The 20,039-nt window shown below is 43.6% G+C and carries 14 protein-coding genes; 13 read left to right on the top strand and 1 reads right to left on the bottom strand.

What is annotated here, in order from left to right; genetic code table 11:
- The first annotated feature begins 31 nt into the window (after positions 1-31).
- The 3 genes from DB520_RS14470 to DB520_RS14460 all read left to right on the top strand — a co-directional run bounded on the left by DB520_RS14470 (position 32) and on the right by DB520_RS14460 (position 3,572).
- A complete protein-coding gene (locus tag DB520_RS14470; protein WP_114750434.1) occupies positions 32-1,207 on the top strand; it encodes a mannonate dehydratase in 1,176 nt (391 codons plus the stop codon).
- A 51-nt stretch (positions 1,208-1,258) separates the two neighbouring features.
- A complete protein-coding gene (locus DB520_RS14465) occupies positions 1,259-2,134 on the top strand; it encodes a 2-hydroxy-3-oxopropionate reductase (protein ID WP_114750433.1) in 876 nt (291 codons plus the stop codon).
- Positions 2,135-2,243: 109 nt separating this feature from the next.
- Positions 2,244-3,572: an enolase C-terminal domain-like protein gene (locus DB520_RS14460; protein ID WP_114750595.1), complete on the top strand. Its 1,329-nt coding sequence runs from the start codon at positions 2,244-2,246 to the stop codon at positions 3,570-3,572.
- 364 nt (positions 3,573-3,936) lie between these two features.
- On the opposite strand, the gene DB520_RS14455 is transcribed toward DB520_RS14460, so the two are convergent.
- Positions 3,937-4,476 (bottom strand): DUF2141 domain-containing protein, encoded by a 540-nt coding sequence (locus DB520_RS14455; protein ID WP_157972089.1) that lies wholly within the window; start codon positions 4,474-4,476, stop codon positions 3,937-3,939.
- Positions 4,477-4,731: 255 nt separating this feature from the next.
- Between DB520_RS14455 and DB520_RS14450 the strand changes: the two genes are divergently transcribed.
- The 10 genes from DB520_RS14450 to DB520_RS14405 all read left to right on the top strand — a co-directional run bounded on the left by DB520_RS14450 (position 4,732) and on the right by DB520_RS14405 (position 19,577).
- A complete protein-coding gene (locus DB520_RS14450; RefSeq protein WP_114750431.1) occupies positions 4,732-5,325 on the top strand; it encodes an RNA polymerase sigma factor in 594 nt (197 codons plus the stop codon).
- Between the two features lie 120 nt (positions 5,326-5,445).
- The gene (locus DB520_RS14445; RefSeq protein ID WP_114750430.1) at positions 5,446-6,462 is read left to right on the top strand and encodes a FecR family protein; all 1,017 of its coding nucleotides are present in this window, start codon (positions 5,446-5,448) and stop codon (positions 6,460-6,462) included.
- Positions 6,463-6,643: 181 nt separating this feature from the next.
- Positions 6,644-10,123, top strand: a complete 3,480-nt coding sequence (locus tag DB520_RS14440; protein ID WP_114750429.1) for a SusC/RagA family TonB-linked outer membrane protein — start codon at positions 6,644-6,646, stop codon at positions 10,121-10,123.
- A gap of 48 nt (positions 10,124-10,171) precedes the next feature.
- Positions 10,172-11,752, top strand: coding sequence for a SusD/RagB family nutrient-binding outer membrane lipoprotein (locus DB520_RS14435; RefSeq protein WP_114750594.1), 1,581 nt, complete (start codon positions 10,172-10,174; stop codon positions 11,750-11,752).
- A gap of 84 nt (positions 11,753-11,836) precedes the next feature.
- On the top strand, positions 11,837-12,769 hold the full coding sequence (locus tag DB520_RS14430) for an RraA family protein (protein ID WP_114750428.1): 933 nt from the start codon (positions 11,837-11,839) through the stop codon (positions 12,767-12,769).
- Between the two features lie 34 nt (positions 12,770-12,803).
- Complete coding sequence (locus DB520_RS14425) at positions 12,804-14,102, top strand: mandelate racemase/muconate lactonizing enzyme family protein (protein ID WP_114750427.1); 1,299 nt, start codon at positions 12,804-12,806, stop codon at positions 14,100-14,102.
- A 33-nt stretch (positions 14,103-14,135) separates the two neighbouring features.
- On the top strand, positions 14,136-15,413 hold the full coding sequence (locus tag DB520_RS14420) for a mandelate racemase/muconate lactonizing enzyme family protein (protein WP_114750426.1): 1,278 nt from the start codon (positions 14,136-14,138) through the stop codon (positions 15,411-15,413).
- A gap of 24 nt (positions 15,414-15,437) precedes the next feature.
- On the top strand, positions 15,438-16,907 hold the full coding sequence (locus tag DB520_RS14415) for a mandelate racemase/muconate lactonizing enzyme family protein (protein WP_114750425.1): 1,470 nt from the start codon (positions 15,438-15,440) through the stop codon (positions 16,905-16,907).
- A 124-nt stretch (positions 16,908-17,031) separates the two neighbouring features.
- Entirely contained in the window at positions 17,032-17,964 is a 933-nt protein-coding gene (locus tag DB520_RS14410) for an RraA family protein (RefSeq protein WP_114750593.1), read from the top strand.
- A 125-nt stretch (positions 17,965-18,089) separates the two neighbouring features.
- On the top strand, positions 18,090-19,577 hold the full coding sequence (locus DB520_RS14405; RefSeq protein ID WP_114750424.1) for a mandelate racemase/muconate lactonizing enzyme family protein: 1,488 nt from the start codon (positions 18,090-18,092) through the stop codon (positions 19,575-19,577).
- Positions 19,578-20,039: the final 462 nt, after the last annotated feature.

Below are 20,039 nucleotides of genomic sequence, written 5' to 3'. Positions count from 1 at the left end.
AATAGAAATATCACTTAACTTAAAACTTGACATGAAAACCCAATTCGACCCCAAATCCCACAATGGAAATAGTCCAAGAAGAAAATTCCTAAAGACACTTTCGGCTGGTTCGCTAGGGGCAGTGACCATGGGTACCTCCCTTGGATGTTCTCCGGAAGAAGTAAAAGAGGACAAGGAGAAGGACAAAACCCCCAAGAAAGTGCTTATGAAAGTAGGTTGCCAATCGGGTGGGACCTCAGATGAAAACCTGGCCTTCAAAGCACGCCATGGAGTATACCATATAGATGGGGGCATGCCAGAGATGATTGCCGGCAAGGGTTGGGACTTAGATGACTCTTTGGCAAAGCGGGATGCCTGTGAAAAATACGGCATCAAACTGGAAGCCTACCACTTGCCACTAACTTCTGCGGGTATAGAAAGAGTGACTGTACCGAACATCATGCTTGGCAAAAGCCCTGAAAGGGACAGGGAAATTGAAATGATTCAGCAAATGATAGAAGTTGCTGCCAAAACTGGTGTACACCTATTAAACTACAACACCACCATTCTCCCTGTTCTCCGTACAGAAAGGACCATAGATCCAAAAAGGGGTAACGCTTCATACAGTACATGGGTGTACGAGGAGGCCGTCAAGCAAGAGCAACCCCTGACTGTGGCAGGAGAAGTGGATGTGGATGAAATTTTCGAACGAATCACTTACCTGTTAGACAGGATACTCCCTGTGGCAGAAGAGTATAAGGTTAAATTGGCAAACCATATCGCTGATCCCCCAGCTCCGGATGGGTTTAGGGGTATTACCCGCTGGAATAGCCCTGATGTTTTTGAGGGAATAAAAAGGTTTGCACAGCTTTACGACAGCCCATACCATGGTTTTAACCTTTGTGTAGGATCAGTGGCGGAGGGCCTTAAAGATCCTGCTACCGAAATTTTTCCTATATTGGAATGGATAGGAGAAAGGAAGCAAATATTTAATATACACCTAAGGAACATAAAGGGTGGGTGGAACAATTTTCAGGAAGTATATCCCGACAACGGTGACATGAATTTCTACAAAGTGGTGAAGACCCTTAGGGACCTGGAATACGATGGCATGGTAATGCCGGATCACGTTCCCCATCACCCGGCAGAAGGGTCAAACCTACAAGCTTTCTCCTTTGCCTATGGCTATATCATTGCGATGCTTCAAGCTGTGGGTTCAGAAGCTTAGGGAAGCCGAAACAGCAACTAAACTAAATTTTTGAACCATAAACCAAATAAAATGAAAAAAGTAGGATTTATAGGACTAGGAATAATGGGTAAACCCATGGCCATAAACTTGATGGATGCAGGTTATGCTATCTTAGTTTTGGATACTAATAAAGCGGCCGGGGATTTAACCCATAAGGGTGCTGAGGCCTTTTCCACACCCAAAGAAGTTGCTTCCCATTCCGATATTGTTATTACCATGTTGCCAGATTCTCCTGAAGTTGAGGAGGTAGTTTTGGGCAAAGACGGAGTGGTGGAAGGAATTAAAGAAGGAACCATTTTTATCGACATGTCTACTATAGCCCCCTCCACTGCCAGGAAGGTATATGATGCCCTCCAGGAAAAAAAGGTACAGGCACTGGATGCCCCCGTTTCTGGAGGTCAGGTCGGGGCTGAAAGTGGCAACCTGTCCATCATGGTAGGTGGAAGTCAGGATGCATTCGACGCCGTAAAGCCTCTATTTGATGTAATGGGCAAAAGCGCAGTTCTCATCGGCGATGCTGGTGCGGGGCAAATGACCAAAGCCTGTAACCAAATGATAGTAGGAATGACCATCCAAGCCGTAGCCGAATCTTTTACCCTTGCAAAAAAAGCTGGGGTCAACCTTGAGAAAATGAGGGAAGCCCTGTTGGGGGGGTTTGCACAAAGCCGGATCCTTGACCTTCATGGGCAGCGGATCATAGACCGAAACTTTGAGCCTGGATTTAAAATTAAATTGCATCGTAAGGACATGAACATTGCCTTGGAGGCAGGAAAGGAGTTTTCCGTTCCTTTGTATGGTTCAGCGCTGGTAGCCAGTCATATGGATGCCATCCTGGCTTCTGGAAAGGGTGAAAAGGACCACTCTTCCATAGCTTTACTGATGGAGGAACTAGCCAAAGTGGACTAATTACGCTAATACTTTATGGGTTATACCTAAATTCAATAGCAGAAAATGACTGTTGAATTTAGGTATGACCCTTGTTATTCTTATTGTTTCAATATTCCCAAAAAACACTATGCATCTGTTTCCAAAATCCCCTGCTTCCATTGGAGTAGGCCCCCTGATCAAAGAAATGCATATTACCCCAATTGCGATTACGGATCCTCCCTTGCTCAATGCCGCAGGACTTCATGCACCATTTGCTCTGAGGACAGTAGTGGAGTTGGTCACAGATGATGGCATTACTGGTATAAGTGAGATTCCGGGAAATATCCAGACCGATGAAGCTCTGGAAGCTGCTAGGCATCTGATCATAGGAAAAGATCCATTCCAGCTTGGGCAGTTGCAGTATGCATTGGAAGCCCATTTTGGAAAAGAATCTGCTCAGGATAGGGGAGATACACCTTGGGACCAGCGTAAAGTGGTACATGTATTTTCAGCCTTGGAGGTTGCCTGCCTGGATATTATTGGGAAGATATGCAATAGGCCTGTTGTGGACTTGCTGGGTGGCAAGATGAGAGATGCAGTCCCTTTTGCTGCCTATTTGTTTTTTAAGTATGAAGGTGCGGGTGGTATTTTGGGCAGAAAAAAGGAGCCTGCCCTCAAAGGATGGGCTGCTGCTCGTCAGGAAGAAGCTGTGGACCCCAAAGGGATTGTGGCTCAGGCACGTGCCATGTGTAATGCTTATGGGTTTAAATCCATAAAGCTTAAAGGAGGAGCTTTCGAACCTAGGGTGGAGACCGATGCCATGTTGGCACTTCACGGGGAGTTTGGGAAGGAATACCCTCTCCGCTTCGACCCTAATGCCATATGGAAACCAGAAACCGCTTATATTTATGGCAAGGAGATGGAGGGTATATTGGAATACCTGGAGGACCCGGTTAGAGGCCAGGAAAATATGGGGAAGCTACGGAAGAAATTGAAAACTCCCCTAGCCACGAATATGTGTACTACCTCCTTTGAAGATATTCCCAAAAGTATACGACTTGGAGCTGAGGATATTATCCTATCCGACCACCATTTTTGGGGAGGGTTAAGGGCCTCCATGCAACTTTCCAAACTTTGCAGAACTTTTGGAAGGGATCTATCCATGCATTCCAATAGCCACTTGGGCATATCTCTGGCGGCAATGGTACACCTAGGTGCTGCACTACCCGAAATGCCCTACGCCTTGGATACCCATTACCCCTGGCAGTCCGAAGAAATAATAGTAGGGGGTAGTCTTGAATTCCAGGAGGGGGCTGTTCCCGTTCCTACGGGCCCTGGCTTAGGGGTAGTACTGGATAAGGAGGCATTGCAACGGCTGCATGAGGCTTACAAAGCCTGTGGGCTGACAAAAAGGGACGACGAAGTGGAAATGCAAAAGATCCATCCCGAATGGAAATTCCAGAAAGTCAGGTGGTAAGTGGTAGTAGGTTACTCCTTATTACTATTCTCATTAACAGTCAGAAATCGAAAAATTATTTCTGTTCACCCATTTTCCGATCCGTTTGCGAAATTAATTCCCTGTGTTTTTTTTGCTGCATGAGCCCTTAAATGGAAGGCAAATTTGCACTTAATTACGGTAAATGGTTACTTCATTTACTTCAGTTTTTTTTATTCCCTCCGCACATTTACATTTGGTTATACATTTGAAGATCAGGAGTTGAAGGATAGGTTTAGTTGGGTTAAGGTTGGATATTTTTTTAACTAGGTTGGGTAAATTTTTAGTGGTTTAGTTGGGAAAAGCTCCCCAAGTTCGCGAAAACGAAACTGGGGAGTTTTTTTTATCAAAAATATTTTACCCTTATGGTAAGGTTTCTTTTATTGGAATTGAGATTAACTTTTGTATCCTCAAAACTTGGTTTGCTCAATCCTATTTTTGGATTTTTAGAAAACCCTAACCCTTCTTTGGGCATTTTGACTAAATTAAAATCCATCTTTCCATTATTGTTTTCGTCATGAATCACAACCATGGAATATTCACCAAAAGGAATTTCATCTGTTACTATGGTGGACTTTTGGCCCGAGATGGAGCTATGAAATTCCGCCCAGACCTTGTCCTCACTAAGGTGCCCATCTTCTTCATAAAGTGCAACTGTAACAACCCCATCAGAATTTCTCAAACCTTCTACTTTGATGATGAATTTACCTTTTTGGACGGGTGTAGCTGAAAAGAAAAGAAAGAGGACAAAGGATGATGATAAGCATTTTAAAGTATAGTCCTGAAGCATTTTTGGATTTTTATAATATTGAATTTTTTTTCTTATCCTGTTTGATAGTTCATAAACTAATCTCACTGGGGTTAAATTTGTTTTGGTTGAGGTCATTATAAAGAAAATTCGTAGGATTACAAAGTATGACATTTTCCAATATCCCGAGTTAAGTTATTATGAAGTTTTTAAATTTTTGTTTTTAATGCTGAAAGTTTTTTAAATTTTTAACCTAACCAAGCTATTTAAATTCTATAATTGTGGGGATATTAAATGAATATTTTAATCTGAAAGGGATATAACGAATAAAGAGTTGTTATAATGAAATTTATTGCATTTATTGTGTGAGCTTAATTGTCAATATATGTGTCAATGAACTCTACCCAAAATATACCCAAGTTAGTTCGGCTATTAAAAAAAGGGGATGAGGCCTCCTTTTCTCAACTTTTCCATCTTTTTGGGCCTAAACTTTACAATACGTCGCGGAAGATGAACCTTTCTCATGAGGATGCAGAGGAAGTGGTGCAGGAAGTTTTTTTGAAGATTTGGAAGAAAAGGGAGCAATTGGATTATAATCTTTCTTTTAATGCCTATTTACTCTCCATCCTCAAGTCACTTGTCTATAAGAGGGTTAAAAAACAATTAAGAGAAGTTGCTTTTCAACACTACTCCTCTCAGAAAAATGATGCTGTAGCTAATGGTGGGGAGGAATCAATGATTGCAGAGGACTTACGGGCTTTTTCCGGAACCTTACTGGAAACACTTCCAAAAGGCCAAAAACAAATTGTAGAGTTGAGATACCTTCACCAATTAAGTGCAGACGAGATAGCCCTACAATTAAATGTCTCCAAACGTACCGTTGAACACCAGATTTACAAGGCTACGAAATCATTGAGGGAAAGATTACAAAATTGCAGTGTTATCCCCTTTGACCTAATCGTTATTATTGGTTTATTTTTAACATAAAGACCTTTTTTTTGCTGAATTAATAAAAATTTTTTCTCAGAATAAATTTTCTTAAAAATTCATTTCTCCCGTACGTAAATTTTTCGACTTGAGGCTATATAGTTTGTAAATGGCTGCAAGATGAGAAATTTCAAACTATATTGGAAGAAATTTTTTAAGGGTGAGTTAACCTCCGAGGAGGCTTATTTTTTCATGGACTGGTTCCATAGTAATAAGGGGAAAAAGGCATTTGACAGCATGATTGAGGAGGCCTACAAAGAAGAAACCGATGTTGCTTCCGAATGGGATGGGGAAAGACTTTTACAGGAGACCCTCAAAAAAAAGGAAGCAAAAAAAGGCGGTAATTTCCTCCGCTACCCGAAGATTTACCTTGGGGAATTTATCAAATATGCTGCAGTAGTTATTTTCTCCATAGGGTTTTCCTATTTTTTGATTGGCTACGATAATGATTCTACAATGGAAGTGGAATCCAAATCCGAAGAGGTATCCCCGAAACTTTTAACCCGTCAAAATCCTAAAGGCCAAAAATCCAGAATTGTTCTACCTGACAGTACTGTGGTGTTCTTGAATGCAGACAGTGAACTGTCCTATCTGGAAGGTTTTTCTCAAGGTAGGGAAGTGAAATTGAGGGGAGAGGCTTTCTTTGAAATTGCAAAAGACAGTTTAAATCCTTTCGTGGTAAAGAGTGGCCGTTTATCCACTACTGCTTTGGGAACTTCCTTTAACGTCCAAGCCTATGAGGAAGATCCTGCAGTAAAAGTAACATTGGCTACGGGAAAAGTAAGTGTAGAGGATAAGTTAAGTAATAAGGTTTTACTTATGGATCCTGGCGAGGCAACTTTGGTGAAAATGGAAGACCATGAACCAAGAAAAGTACATTCAGACCCTAAGGTTACAAGTTTATGGAAGGACGGAATCCTTCATTTTGACAAAACACCTTTAAATGAAGTGATACCCACCCTGGAAAGGTGGTACGGCGTCAAAATAGAGGTATCGGGGAAGTTACCGAATCATAAATGTACTGGCACCTTCAAAAAAAATGAATACCTGAGTAATGTATTAAGAGTATTGGGCCATAACGTGGGGTTCAATTATATCATCAAGGGTAAAGAAGTTTTCATTTATCTAAAACCCTAAACCTATGAAACTACAAAGTTTACTATTGGCACAAGGCACCTTGCCCCCCTAGGGGCCCTGCTATCCGAGACAATTGCACAACTAAATTCTATCAATCAAAAATTAACAATCCCAAAACATGAAACACTATTTATCAAAACCGGTATTGTTGGCTTGTACCTTCTTTTGCCTTTCATGGTTAATGACGGTGGCAATGGCCATACCATCTGCTCTGGCTCTGGAGGAAGTCAAGGCCAAGAGCATAGAAGATGTAAGGATTAAATTGGATGTCAAGGAAGGAAACCTTGAAACTATTTTGAAGGCTATTGAAAAGAAAACTGAGTTTAGCTTTTTCTACACCGATAAGAACCTCTTGGATGATAGGCAAATAGCCTTGACAAAGAACAGAGGTTCTGTAGCAGAGATACTCACTGATGTTGCTACTCAGCTTCAGCTTCATTTTAAGCAGGTAAACAACACTATAAGTGTAAGGAATTTGAACCTTAATGGAGACCAACCGCTAGAAATTCAATTGGAAGAAGCGGACATCAACATAACGGGTACAATTTATACACCAGATGGAGAACCCATCCCTGGTGCAGCTGTGGCCGTGGCTGGTACCACACTTGGAACAGTTACGGATATAGATGGGAATTATTCCATTACCGCACCTGAAGACGGCACCCTTGTGGTTTCTTATATAGGATACGCTACACAGCGGGTCCAAATAGGAAATAGGTCTGTAATAGATGTGACCCTTCAAGAAGATGTAGCGGCCTTGGAAGAAGTGGTAGTGACTGCCTTGGGTATAGAAAGGGAAGCCAAGGCCTTGGGTTATGCCACCAATAAGGTGGAAGCTGAGGAAATGACCATTAATAGAACTCCCAACTTTATGAATGCCCTTCAAGGCAAGGTGGCTGGTGTAAATATCAGTTCTTTAGGATCTGGCCCAGCGGGTACGAGTAAAATAAGGATCAGGGGCCAGTCTTCATTTGGAGGACAAAACCAGCCATTAATCGTTATAAACGGGGTTCCCATAGATAACACTAACTTTGGAGCCAACCCGGGAAACCAGGGATCGGATGCAGCAAACACCGACAGAGGCCAAACTCGTGTTTCTGATGGTGGAGATGGACTGACGAGTGTCAACCCCGATGACATAGAAAGTATGACGGTACTTAGGGGTGCAGCAGCTTCTGCCCTATATGGTGCGAGGGCTAAAGATGGTGTTATTATGATTACCACAAAGACCAGGAGTAAGGAGCAAGGTATAGGTGTCGAATTTAACACTAATTACACTGCTGATAATGCCATGGATTTCACGGACTGGCAATATGAATACGGTCAAGGCGAAAATGGAATCCGCCCCACTTCCCCTAATCCTACGTCTGGGGTTTGGAGTTTTGGGGAGAGGTTTCAACCTGGGATGACTCAAGTATTGTTTGACGGGGTGGAATTACCCTATGTGCCACAACCCAGTCATATTAGTACTTTTTATCGTCAAGGTCACTCCTTTACCAATACCGTTTCTATTTCTTCAGGTGGTGAATTCGGAGGATTTAACTTATCTGTTTCCAATTTGGACAACCAAAGTATAGTTCCCAATTCGGATTATAACAGAAAAACCATAAACCTTGGTTTTACCCAGGAAATTGCCAAGAAACTGATAGTTTCTGGTAATATCAATTACTCCTTGGAAAACATCAAAAACCCACCTCAGATTGCCGAGCAGGATATGAGTACGCCCACTACTCTTAACACTTTGGCGAATTCTATGCCATTATGGTTGATGCAGGAAAAAATGGCAGATGCCAATGGGGATGAGTTTGTGTATTCTAGGTTTAGGAACAGGACAAACCCCTATTGGTCTACCTTCGAAAAATTCGACAATGTCCGCAGGGACAGGGTTTTCGGAAACATCACTGCTAGGTACAATGTTACCGACTGGTTGTTTGTCCAAGGAAGGGTCGGCCAGGATTTTTTCGCTAGGGATCAAGAATATAATTTTCCAACAGGCACAGCCTCCTTGGGTAATGCGCCTGTAGGTTTTGTAAACGGCCAGTATGTACAAGACAACCGGAGGTTTAGGGAGGTAAATGCGGACTTCCTAATTGGTGCAAACCATAAATTTGGGGATTTTGGTACAAGCCTGACTCTGGGGGGAAACCAGATGTACCGAAGGATGGATAGAAACAACACCTTGGTCAATGATTTTGTAGTACGAGATTTATACACAGTCATGAACGGAAGGGTAAAAGACCCTATCTATGATATCTCTGAAAGACAGGTTAATTCTTTGTATGCCATGGGTGAGTTTTCCTTTAGGGATTACTTATTCATAAATGGTACGGTAAGAAACGATTGGTTTTCTACCCTTTCTCCTGCAAATAGGAGTATTCTTTACCCTGCTGTCACAGGTAGTTTTGTCTTTTCCCAACCCTGGGAAAACTTTCCGGAATGGATTTCATTCGGTAAGGTCAGAGCAGGATATGCTGAGGTGGGAAGTGACACCGACGTGAGCCCCTATGCCGATAATTTGTTTTACAGGGTAGAACCAAATTTATTTCCTAATCCCGCAGGCCAACAGCAACCCATAGGCATTATCAATACCGCCACTGTTCCTAATGCAAATTTGCGGCCTATGACCGTAAAAGAATGGGAAGTAGGGTTAGAGTTGAAATTCTTTGATAACAGGGTTGGATTGGATCTTACCTACTATGATAAATTGACTACGGACCAAATTCTCGGTGCCCAAGTATCTGATGCCTCCGGCTATACCAACCAGCTTATCAACGTGGGGGAAAGTAAAAATAGGGGACTGGAGCTGCTTTTGACAGCAGTCCCTGTTCAAACTCAAAATTTCATGTGGGAGACCAGTATCAATGCCGCATATAACCAAACAGAGACCATCCGATTAGGCGTATCTGATGCGGATAGTGTTATTACTGTCGGTGCGGCTGTGTTTGGGGGAGAATTGAGGCAGGCTGTGGGTATGCCCATGGGGCAGATTTATGGATTTGGTTATAGAAGAGACCCAAATGGAAATGTAATTTTCGACGCTAATAACGGAAGGCCTCTCAGGACTGATTTGCAAATTCCTTTTGGTTCAGCTATCCCAGTTTGGGTGGGTGGATTTATGAATACATTTCACTATAAGAACCTCACAGTATCTACTTTAATCGACTTTAAACTAGGACATAAGTTGCTTTCCGGAACCAATTTCAACGCTTGGCGTCATGGTTTGCATAAAGGCACTTTGCCCGGTAGAGAGGAGGGATTTGTCATTGGCGATGGGGTGAAAATCGAGAGTGTAGAAACTAACGAAGCAGGAGAGGTCACTAATACAGTATATGTCCCCAATGACGTACCCTCCCAGCTTCAACCTTATTATGAGGTGGTAAGGTCTCAGAATATGGTAGAAGAATTCATTTATAATGCCGGCTTCTGGAACCTTAGGCAAGTCACTATTGGCTATAACCTTACTCCACACTTACCAGAGAATTTTTTCATTAAAAGCTTAAGGGCAAATATTGTGGGTAATAATGTCCTGGTATTAAAGAAATGGGTACCTAACATTCATCCTGAGGAGTTTGGTTTTTCTTCAGACAACTTGATGGGCTTGGAAGCACATGGATTGCCTGTAACGCGAAGCATCGGTTTTAACCTAAATTTTAAATTTTAACAAATGAAAAAGTTAGGAAAAAAAATCATGGTCAAAAATGATACAGTTATGAAAAAGACAATTAAATATATTTTGCTTAGTCTGGTATTACTTGCACCCTTGACAAGTTGCGACGAAGGCTTTGATGAAATGAATATCAATCCGGTACAACCCACCGAATTGAATCCGCTATACCTGATGAACAGAGCCGTTTTGTTTTCATCCCCTGCGGGCACGTCCTTGACGTATGAAATTGCCATTGTGCAACAAGTGGTTTCCCCAAATGGAGGCGTTTTGGCTGGTGGAAACTTTAATCAATTGAACCGTCCATTTGCCATTGGAACCTGGAATAAGTTTTACCGGGACGTGTTGAAACACACTACTGATGTCAAGCGATTTACCAGGGACGATCCAAATCGTGCCAACCTCTACCACATGGCTAGGATCCTTCACAGTTATTCTGCCATGATATTGACGGATACCTTTGGGGACATCCCCTATTTTGAGGCTGGGCTTGGCTTTTTGGAAGGCAAAGTGGATCCAGCCTATGACAGGCAGGAGGACATCTATTTGGATGTGTTAAATGAACTGGAGCAGGCCACTGCAGGGCTTAGCAACGCCAGCACCATCGAAAACGGGGATGTTGTTTACGGTGGTGACATAGAAAGTTGGAGAAGGCTAGGATATTCCCTAATGTTAAGAGCAGCTATGAGGCATACCAAAGTAAATCCCTCACGCGCTCAAGAGTGGGCGGTAAAGGCTATAAATGGCGGGGTTATGACAAGTAATGAGGATAATTTAGTGATCCGTCACGATTTTAACTATACCAATGCCTTAGGTAACACCTTAAATGCTACCGAGGCCAATAATTATTACTTGGCAGAACCTTTTGAACAGTTTTTAAGGGAAAAAAACGACCCCAGGTTGGCTTCAATCGCAGTTCGTTTTATTGGAGCAGGAAGTGGACCAGATCAAAACAGTTCTTTGGCAGGAAACCCTCCAGCTGGTGTGACCTTGTCTAGGAGCCCGGAAGATCAAATGGGTTTTCCTATGGGTTTTGACAACCAGACCATAGCTGCGGTAGTTCAAGAGAGAGGACTTCAAAGTTTTTACGAGTTCTCCCAAGTGGATAGGACTAGGATGACTGCCAGGGATGCACCCTCGTTTTTGATCACCTATGCCCAAACCAGCCTTCTTGTTGCCGAAGCTGTTGTTAGAGGTTGGGTGAACGGTGATGCTGCTGAGCTATTTGAGAATGCTGTTCGTGCCAATATGGAACAAATGGCAGATTATGGGTCTGCAACAGAAATACCATCTGACCAAATTGATGCATATATTGAGGCCAACCCCTTGGATATGGGCAATGCGATGGAGCAGATAGGAGAGGAATATTGGGTTTCCACATTTCTGAATGGACACGAATCTTTTGCTAATTTCCGCAGGACTGGCTATCCTGCCCTTACTCCAAACCCTTATCCAGGTAGGGATATTAGTGGGGAATTTATCAGGAGATTATCCTATCCGGATGCGGAATTTGCCGTGAATAACCAGAATATTCAAGCTGCCATTAGCAGGCAAGGACCTGACAATTTGGACACAAGAGTCTGGTGGGATGCCTCTACGCAAGAACAAATAGCATCTAACAATTAAGTTAGTATATTTAGGGCAGGCTTTCAACAAAAGCCTGCCCTAAATCCATTTTAGAACTTTATACAGCCATTTAAACCAATCAAAATGAATATTAAAATTTACCCATTACTCTTTTTATTTTTGGCCTCCTTTAGTCTTTCTGCTCAGCAAATTAGCAAAGAAGAAATGCTTTTCCTGACCCCGGAATGGGAAGGGGAACGTTATGATGACGGAAGGCCAAAAGTCCCGGATGATATCATTGAGAGAATGAAGGAGGTAACCCACGAAGAAGCATGGGCAGTGATGAAAAACGCAGGTTACCTGTACCAATATGCAGAAGGATGGGAATTGATCAATCCGGATTCGGTTTTGGTGGGTAGAGCGGTTACTGCCACTTTTATGCCCGGTAGGCCAGACATTCATGATGCCATTGATGAAAGGGGAAAAGCAGAAGGCAAAAGAGGCCAAAATTCATGGCCAATAGATGTGCTGATTCAGGGAGATGTGTATGTGGCAGACCAATTTGGCATCCATGTGGACGGCCCAACTATAGGTGACAACGTAGGTAATGCTATCTATGCCAGGTCCGGCAATGGAATCGTTTATGATGGGGCCTTACGGGATATCACAGGCTTAAAAGAAATTGGCGGTTTCACTTCCTTTTTTACAAGTTACCATCCCTCTCACCATAACCAAAGGGGCAACCTGAATACCATGCTCATCGGCATCAACAAACCCACTAAAATCCGGCAAGTTACCGTAATGGCCGGGGATGTGGTTTTAGGAAGAGATGGAGGGGTATCCTTTATTCCGCCCCATCTTGCAGAAAAAGTAGTAGTCACCTCGGAGATTGTACGGTTAAGGGACATGTTCGGCCATCAAAGGATAAGGGAAGGTGTATATACCGCAGGACAAATTGATACCCGGTGGGAGGAAGAAATTGAAAAAGACTTTTCCCAATGGCTCAATGACCATATCGACGAGTTGCCTGTACCAAAGGAACAGATTCAGGAAATCCTGAAAAATAGGACCTGGTAATACCATAGCAATAAAATAACCCAAAATCACCAATATGGAAAGTGTCCCAAAAGAGTCCTCTAGAAGGTCTTTTCTCAAAAAAGGTTTGGCCACAGGAGTGGTCGGAAGTCTTGGCCTATCTGCCTTTGGCAGTGAACTAGCAGATGCTGTGGCCAATGGCCCCAGGTATTCCAATCCTTCGGATTTGAAAATCACAGACATCAAAACTGCCTATATGCGTGGCCATGGTACCCATATGTTTGTAAAACTTATCACCAACCAGGACATCGTAGGCTATGGAGAAGCTATGGATGCAGTGAGGGGTACCTATGGTGTGGCCACAGGATCCATAGGCTGGGACAATATGCGGCAGTTTCTAGTGGGAAAAAACCCGCTGGATATCAATAAGATCTTCGAACAAATTCTTCGCAGAGGCCATTTTGGGGGTGCCCAAAGCGGTATGTATGTAGCTGTGCTTACCGGCATTGAAATCGCACTTTGGGATTTGGCAGGAAAGGCCATGGGACTCCCGGTTTACCGATTGATGGGAGGGAAGTTCAGGGACAAAATACGGCTGTACTGTGATACGGCAAGTAGTTCAGAAAGCCCAGAGGATATGGCCGCTGCCGCAATGGAAGTGAAAAATAAAGGGTTTACAGCCATAAAGTTTGATATAGACTGGGCCGGGGACCCTTCTAAGCAGGATGAATTCAATATGACGGCCTCCAACGGGGAAATTGAGCGCATGGTGAAACAGGTGGGGGCAGTAAGAGATGCCATAGGCATGAACATGGACCTTTGCCTGGATGCCCATGGGAGGTATGACCTGCCCTCGGGAATTCAGATTGCCAAGGAAATGGAGCCCTTTAAACTTATGTGGCTGGAGGAACCCATTCCGGCTGAAAACTTGGATAGCTTAAGGGAAATCACCCGGCAAACCAAAACACCTATTTGTACGGGAGAAAATCACTACCTGGCGCATGATTTCCGTAAAATTCTGGAGAAACAGGCTGCGGATATTGTGATGCCCGACCTGCACAAATGTGGGGGCCTCGGGGAAGGGCAAAGAATAGCCAATCTGGCAAACCTCTATTATGTGCCCATGGCACCCCATATGGTGGCCTCTCCTTTCGGCGCTATGGCTGCATCCCACTGCTGCGCCACAGTTTCCAATTTCCTTTGCTTGGAATGGCATTGGATTTCAAAATGGGATCAATGGAATGAACTCATTCAGGAAGATCCCATCATCAAGGACGGGTTCATCGCATTGTCGGACAAACCTGGAGTGGGGGTGACCCCGGACGAAGAGGCCATACGGAAATATGCCGTGGAGGAAGCCCCATCTTTTTTTTAAGAACATTAAATCTATAAACCAAATATTTCAAAGATGAAGAAAAAATTAGACAGAAGATCGTTTTTAGGGAAATCTGCATTGGCAGGTATGGCAGGGACAGCTTGGTTGTCTTCGTATGGTAGTGGATTGGCCAAGGCAGTAGACAATGCGCCCAAATATTCCAATCCATCTGACCTTGAGATTACCGACGTGAAATGCGGATATGTGAGGGGGTCTTTGTTTGTGAAAATATATACCAATCAGGATGTATGGGGCTGTGGGGAGGCTGTGGATGCCATTCATGGCACTTACCACCTCGTTCAACGAATGGGCCGGATGATCAAGGGACAAAACCCTTTAAACCCTCACCGAATTGCTGAATTTTTGAGAAAGTCTGCTTTCTTCGGTGGGGCACAATCGGGCATGTATGTGGCCGTGATGACTGCTGTGGAAACTGCACTGTGGGATTTAACAGGAAAAGTCTATGGAGTGCCTGTCTATCAGATGCTTGGTGGGAAATTCAGGGATAAGATCAGGGTGTATTGCGATACTGCCCTATATACGGCCAGAAACCCTACACCGGAAGATTATGCAGAGGCGGCAAAGGACACGGTAGCCAGAGGATATAATGCAGTAAAATTTGATGTAGATGACGGAAGGGACCCCAACAAATACGACAGGTTCAACTGGACGGCCAACCCTATGGAGATAGACCGTATGTACCAAGCTATAGCTGCTGTGAGGGAGGCCGTAGGTCCTAATATAGACATTTGCGTAGATATGCATGGCCGGTATGATGCACCTACGGGTCTGCGGATGGCCAAGAAATACGAGGATTTAAACCTGATGTGGCTGGAAGAGCCAATACCGGCTGATAATGTTGATGCCTATAAGTTCATCACACAACAGACTACCACTCCCATTTGCACGGGCGAAAATCTGTACTTGGCACATGGCTTTACCAGGCTGCTGAATGATGGAGCTGTGGATATCATTATGCCTGACCTTCAGAAAGCCGGTGGGCTAGGAGAAGGACAGCGGATTGCCAATCTATCTAACCTTTACTATGTGCCCTTTGCACCGCATATGGTGGCATCCTTCTTAGGTGCAATGGCCTCATGCCACGTCTGTGCTTCTGTGCCTAATTTCATGATTATGGAGTGGCAAATCTACATGGACAAGGATCCCATGTGGCAGGAAATTGTGACCTATGACGGGCCAAGGACTGAAAATAGCTTTATAACCCTTTCGGAAAAACCTGGCATCGGAGTAGAAATCAATGAAGAAGGCATGAAAAAATATGCTGTCGAGGGAGTTCCCTTTTTTGAATAACAATTGATTAACTCTAAAAGAAAAATGAAAAACTACAATAACCCAAAATTCAACGACCTGTTCAAACTTCCGGAGCAAAAGATTCAACCCACTGCGGGACCCGGCCAGAAGGAGAGCATTCCCGCAAGAAGGGATTTCTTACAAAAAGCAGGTTTGGGAGGCCTTGCTCTAGGGGCATTTATGTTTCAACCTATTGAGGATACGCTGGCCTATTCCACCCAAAAGGTTAACAGGTATTCCAGTCCCTCCGATTTAAAGATTACGGATCTGAGGGTAGCGGAAGTGGCTGGTGCTCCAATGCGGTGTCCTATCATAAGGATAGACACTAACCAAGGGCTTTACGGATTGGGCGAAGTGAGGGACGGGGCAAGCCACAAATATGCCTTGGAACTAAAAAGCCGTATTCTAGGTGAAAACCCCTGTCAAATTGAACGGATCTTCAAAAAAATCAAGCAATTCGGGAATCATGCCAGACAGGCAGGGGGAGTTTGTGCCGTAGAGATGGCACTATGGGACCTGGCCGGAAAGGCGTATAATGTACCAGTTTATCAAATGCTGGGGGGAAAATACCGGGATGCCATCCGATTGTATTCCGATACTACTCAGTCCAGGGATCCTGAGGTTTTTGCAACCAGGATGAAAGAACGCATGGATATGGGCTATACGTTTCTGAAGATGGATTTCGGGGTGCAGATGATCCGTGACAATAAGGGATCCTTGGTCAATACTAAAGCTTTTGACAAAGGCACAAAGTGGGCCAGCGAATATGGCAGTTATTCCCGTACCGAGCATCCCTTTACCGCTATTCAAATTACCGATAAGGGGCTGGAGGAGTTAGTGCAATATGTGGCGGCAGTAAGGGACAAGGTGGGTTATGATGTGCCACTTGCAGCAGACCATTTCGGCCATTTTGACTACAAAGAGTGTATACGCTTGGCAGATGCACTTGAGCCGTATCGGTTGGCTTGGCTAGAAGACATGGTACCTTGGTTTTTCACCGAAAAGTGGAAACAAATTACGGATGCAGTTAAAACCCCAACCTTGACCGGTGAGGACATATTTCTCAAAGAGGAATTCGTCAAATTGGTGGATACGAGATCGGTGGACATGATTCAACCCGATTTAGCCTCCTCAGGGGGCATATTGGAAACCAAGAAAATTGGGGATTATGCCGAAGAGAGAGGGATTCCCATGGCCATGCACTTTGCAGGTACTCCTGTTTCTTTCATGGCCAACATTCACTGTGCAGCAGCTACAGAAAACTTCATTGCATTGGAGCACCATTCTGTAGATATTCCTTGGTGGGAAGATATGGTGAAAGGTATACCTAAGCCTTTGGTTAAGGATGGATTTGCCCCAGTGCCAGAAGGGCCGGGTTTGGGTATTGAGTTGAATGACGATGTCATCAAGCAGCACCTAGTCGAAGGCACTGAATATTTTGCCCCAACAGAAGAGTGGAATACCATTAGGTCAAACGACAGGTGGTGGAGCTAAAATTTTGAAAATTATAAGAATGGTAATCTTGCTTACCATTCTTATAATTTATGTGATTCTTTTTGAAAATTCGTCGGCTTTTGCCCAAATTGAGGTCGATTTTAATGTATTAAACCTAGATATAATGAAGAAAATTGCGTTAGCAACTATTGCTTGGATTTGTTTACTGAGCATTCAGGCTCAGGCACAGCAAATTACTCCCACACCAGAACAAATCATCGCCCTAACTTCGGCTTGGGAAGGTGAGAGATTTGAGGATGGAAGACCAAAAGTTCCGGATGCTCTATTGGAGCGACTCAAAGGAATTTCCATGGAAGAAGCCTGGGGGATTTTGAGGAACAAAGGGTATCATAACCAATATGAAAACGACTGGGTCATTTTAGATGATGAAGAAGTGATGACCGGACGTGCACTCACTGCACAATACATGCCCCTTAGAGATGATGTAAACGATCTGGTAAAGGAAATTGGAAAAGAGGAAGGCCGTGCACAAAGGGGAGGCACCAATTCTTGGCCTATCGACCAATTGACCCAGGGAGACATATACGTGGCGGATAGCTACGGCAAAATTGTGGACGGTACCTTGATTGGAGACAATTTGGGCAACGCCATTTATACCAACTCCGGAAATGGGGTGATTTTTAACGGTTCTGTGAGGGATATGGCCGGCCTCTTGGAAATTGAAGGGTTCAATGGCTGGATAAAAGGCCATGACCCCAGCTACATCCAACAAATGATGATGACCACCATCAACTATCCCATCCGGATCGGAAGAGCTACTGTATTGCCAGGAGATGCCGTTCTTGCCAATAAATGGGGTGTGATATTTATACCTTCTCACCTTTTGGCTGACCTTGTGATCAATGCCGAATTTATTATGCTCAGGGATGAATTTGGCCATCAACGATTAAGAGAACAAAAATACACAGCCGGCGAAATCGATAGTAGCTGGAGTGATGAGATTAAGAAAGATTTTCTGAATTGGCTTAATGAAAAACAAGACCTACCCATGAGCAGGGAGGAACTGGACGAATACATGAAAGATAGGAACTGGTAATACAGAGAAAGCTTTCAATGTTTGTGAAATTTTAAAAATTATCAAAACCATTATTGGTAGTGCTTATGCTATTCAATGATGGTTTTTTATTGCCTATTATTCATCAAACTTAATACAATAAACCTATGAAGGAAGATTTAAAAAAGATTATTGAGAAATGTAAAGCAGAGGATGCGGTAGCCGCACAGGCTAGGCAGGTTGAAATTGATGACCCCACTACGGAAAACAAAAGGAGGAGCTTTCTTAAAAAGTCCATGTTGGGGGGATTAAGCCTTGCAGCTTTGATGAATGCATCCATCGAGGACACAGTGGCTCATACCACATCCAAGGTAAACCGCCTCTCCAACCCATCAGACTTGAAAATTACCGACATGCGGGTGGCAGTTTTGAGAAATGTGGGTAGAACCCCTATTATACGCATTGACACCAACCAGGGAATTTATGGACTTGGAGAGGTCCGGGATGGGGCAGACGAAAGATATGCCCTTATGCTCAAAAGCAGGATACTGGGACTAAATCCCTGCAACGTGGAACAATTGTGGAAAATAATCAACCAATTCGGTGGACATGGCCGTTTGGGAGGAGGAGTCTGTGCAGTGGAAATGGCCCTCTGGGATTTATGCGGAAAAGCCTATGGTGTGCCTGCATGGCAGCTCCTGGGTGGCAGGTACAGGGACAAGGTAAGGTTATACGCCGATACCCCCGGGTTTGATGACCCATCCGAATTTGCTGCTGTGATGAAGGAAAGAACGGTGGATCAGGGTTTTACTTGGTTAAAGATGGATTTGGGTATCCATCTGGTAGCCGAGCAGGAAGGTTCCCTTGTTAACAAGGATTTCTGGGGAGGTGCTAAAGGCCAATATGATACCAGGGATTATATGAGTTATGGTAGTACGCAGCACCCTTTTACCCAAGTGCAGATCACCGAAAAAGGTTTGGAAGGACTGGCTCAATACATGGAGCAGGTGAGGAATGCCATTGGGTATGAAATCCCGCTTTGTGCGGATCATTTTGGGCATTTTGACGTGAACAATTCCATTCGGTTTGCAAGGGCAGTGGATAAATATAGATTGGCTTGGCTGGAGGATATGGTGCCCTGGTTCTATACCGACCAATGGAAAACCCTATCTGACGCCATAGAAACCCCAACTTGCACTGGAGAGGATATTTATATGCTGAACGGCTTTAAACCATTGATCGACGCAAAGGCTGTGGATATTGTACACCCAGATATGGGAACATCGGGAGGCTTGATGGAGACTAAGAAAATTGGAGACTACGCTGAGGAAAACGGTGTGGCAATGGCCATGCATATGGCAGGTTCTCCTGTTTGTTTTATGGCTAATGTGCATTGCGCTGCAGCTACACAAAACTTCTTATCCTTGGAGCACCATTCTGTGGATACGCCCTGGTGGGAAGACTTGGTCACTATGACTGGTTCCCAACCTATGGTTACCAAGGGTTTCGCCAATGTGCCTTTGGACGCACCAGGATTGGGAATTGAATTGAACGACGATGTCATGAAAGAACACCTGCACCCGGATGCTCCGGGTTATTTTGAACCCACTCCCGATTGGGATCAAAAGAGGAGTTGGGACAGAACGTGGAGTTAATATCAAAGTATCCCCTGTATCTTTTACAGGGGATAACTTTTTATTGTGTTTCCATTTGGGTAATGATTTGAACAATTTGTGGGGAATAACCACAGTTGTTATTCCCAAGTACAAGCCTTGAAATGATAGGTGAGTTTCTTTTATCTATTTTGAAACTTGTTAAATTGCTGAAAATTAATACCTAAGCAAGCATCGGTATATTTTAACCTGTTTTTTTTCTATTTAAATCCCAACTGGCAAGGTTACTGTCTATTTAATTGTGAAAAATCATTAAAGAAAAACAAGCTGTTTTATTTGGCATTTGATTTGTTAAAGAAATAGTTAAACATACAGAAACCCCTAATTTTTTAGTAAAAGGCAGGTCAATTTTTTTCCTGCCTTTTTTATTTTTTAAATCGTGCATAGCTTTACGAATCCAAAATTAAATTTTGTAGTTCCAAAAAATTCATCAAGAGCATGAAA

Source organism: Pleomorphovibrio marinus (assembly GCF_003347495.1).
Lineage (GTDB): Bacteria > Bacteroidota > Bacteroidia > Cytophagales > Cyclobacteriaceae > Pleomorphovibrio > Pleomorphovibrio marinus.
The sequence above is the reverse complement of the archived record's forward strand: the minus strand, read 5'-3'. Positions and strand labels throughout refer to the sequence as shown.

What these genes read in the sequence shown, in the direction of transcription:
- DB520_RS14470 (WP_114750434.1), top strand. Translation starts at nt 32, where the DNA reads ATGAAAACCCAATTCGACCCCAAATCCCACAATGGAAATAGTCCAAGA.
- DB520_RS14465 (WP_114750433.1), top strand. Translation starts at nt 1,259, where the DNA reads ATGAAAAAAGTAGGATTTATAGGACTAGGAATAATGGGTAAACCCATG.
- DB520_RS14460 (WP_114750595.1), top strand. Translation starts at nt 2,244, where the DNA reads ATGCATCTGTTTCCAAAATCCCCTGCTTCCATTGGAGTAGGCCCCCTG.
- DB520_RS14455 (WP_157972089.1), bottom strand. Translation starts at nt 4,476, where the DNA reads ATGACCTCAACCAAAACAAATTTAACCCCAGTGAGATTAGTTTATGAA.
- DB520_RS14450 (WP_114750431.1), top strand. Translation starts at nt 4,732, where the DNA reads ATGAACTCTACCCAAAATATACCCAAGTTAGTTCGGCTATTAAAAAAA.
- DB520_RS14445 (WP_114750430.1), top strand. Translation starts at nt 5,446, where the DNA reads ATGAGAAATTTCAAACTATATTGGAAGAAATTTTTTAAGGGTGAGTTA.
- DB520_RS14440 (WP_114750429.1), top strand. Translation starts at nt 6,644, where the DNA reads ATGACGGTGGCAATGGCCATACCATCTGCTCTGGCTCTGGAGGAAGTC.
- DB520_RS14435 (WP_114750594.1), top strand. Translation starts at nt 10,172, where the DNA reads ATGAAAAAGACAATTAAATATATTTTGCTTAGTCTGGTATTACTTGCA.
- DB520_RS14430 (WP_114750428.1), top strand. Translation starts at nt 11,837, where the DNA reads ATGAATATTAAAATTTACCCATTACTCTTTTTATTTTTGGCCTCCTTT.
- DB520_RS14425 (WP_114750427.1), top strand. Translation starts at nt 12,804, where the DNA reads ATGGAAAGTGTCCCAAAAGAGTCCTCTAGAAGGTCTTTTCTCAAAAAA.
- DB520_RS14420 (WP_114750426.1), top strand. Translation starts at nt 14,136, where the DNA reads ATGAAGAAAAAATTAGACAGAAGATCGTTTTTAGGGAAATCTGCATTG.
- DB520_RS14415 (WP_114750425.1), top strand. Translation starts at nt 15,438, where the DNA reads ATGAAAAACTACAATAACCCAAAATTCAACGACCTGTTCAAACTTCCG.
- DB520_RS14410 (WP_114750593.1), top strand. Translation starts at nt 17,032, where the DNA reads ATGAAGAAAATTGCGTTAGCAACTATTGCTTGGATTTGTTTACTGAGC.
- DB520_RS14405 (WP_114750424.1), top strand. Translation starts at nt 18,090, where the DNA reads ATGAAGGAAGATTTAAAAAAGATTATTGAGAAATGTAAAGCAGAGGAT.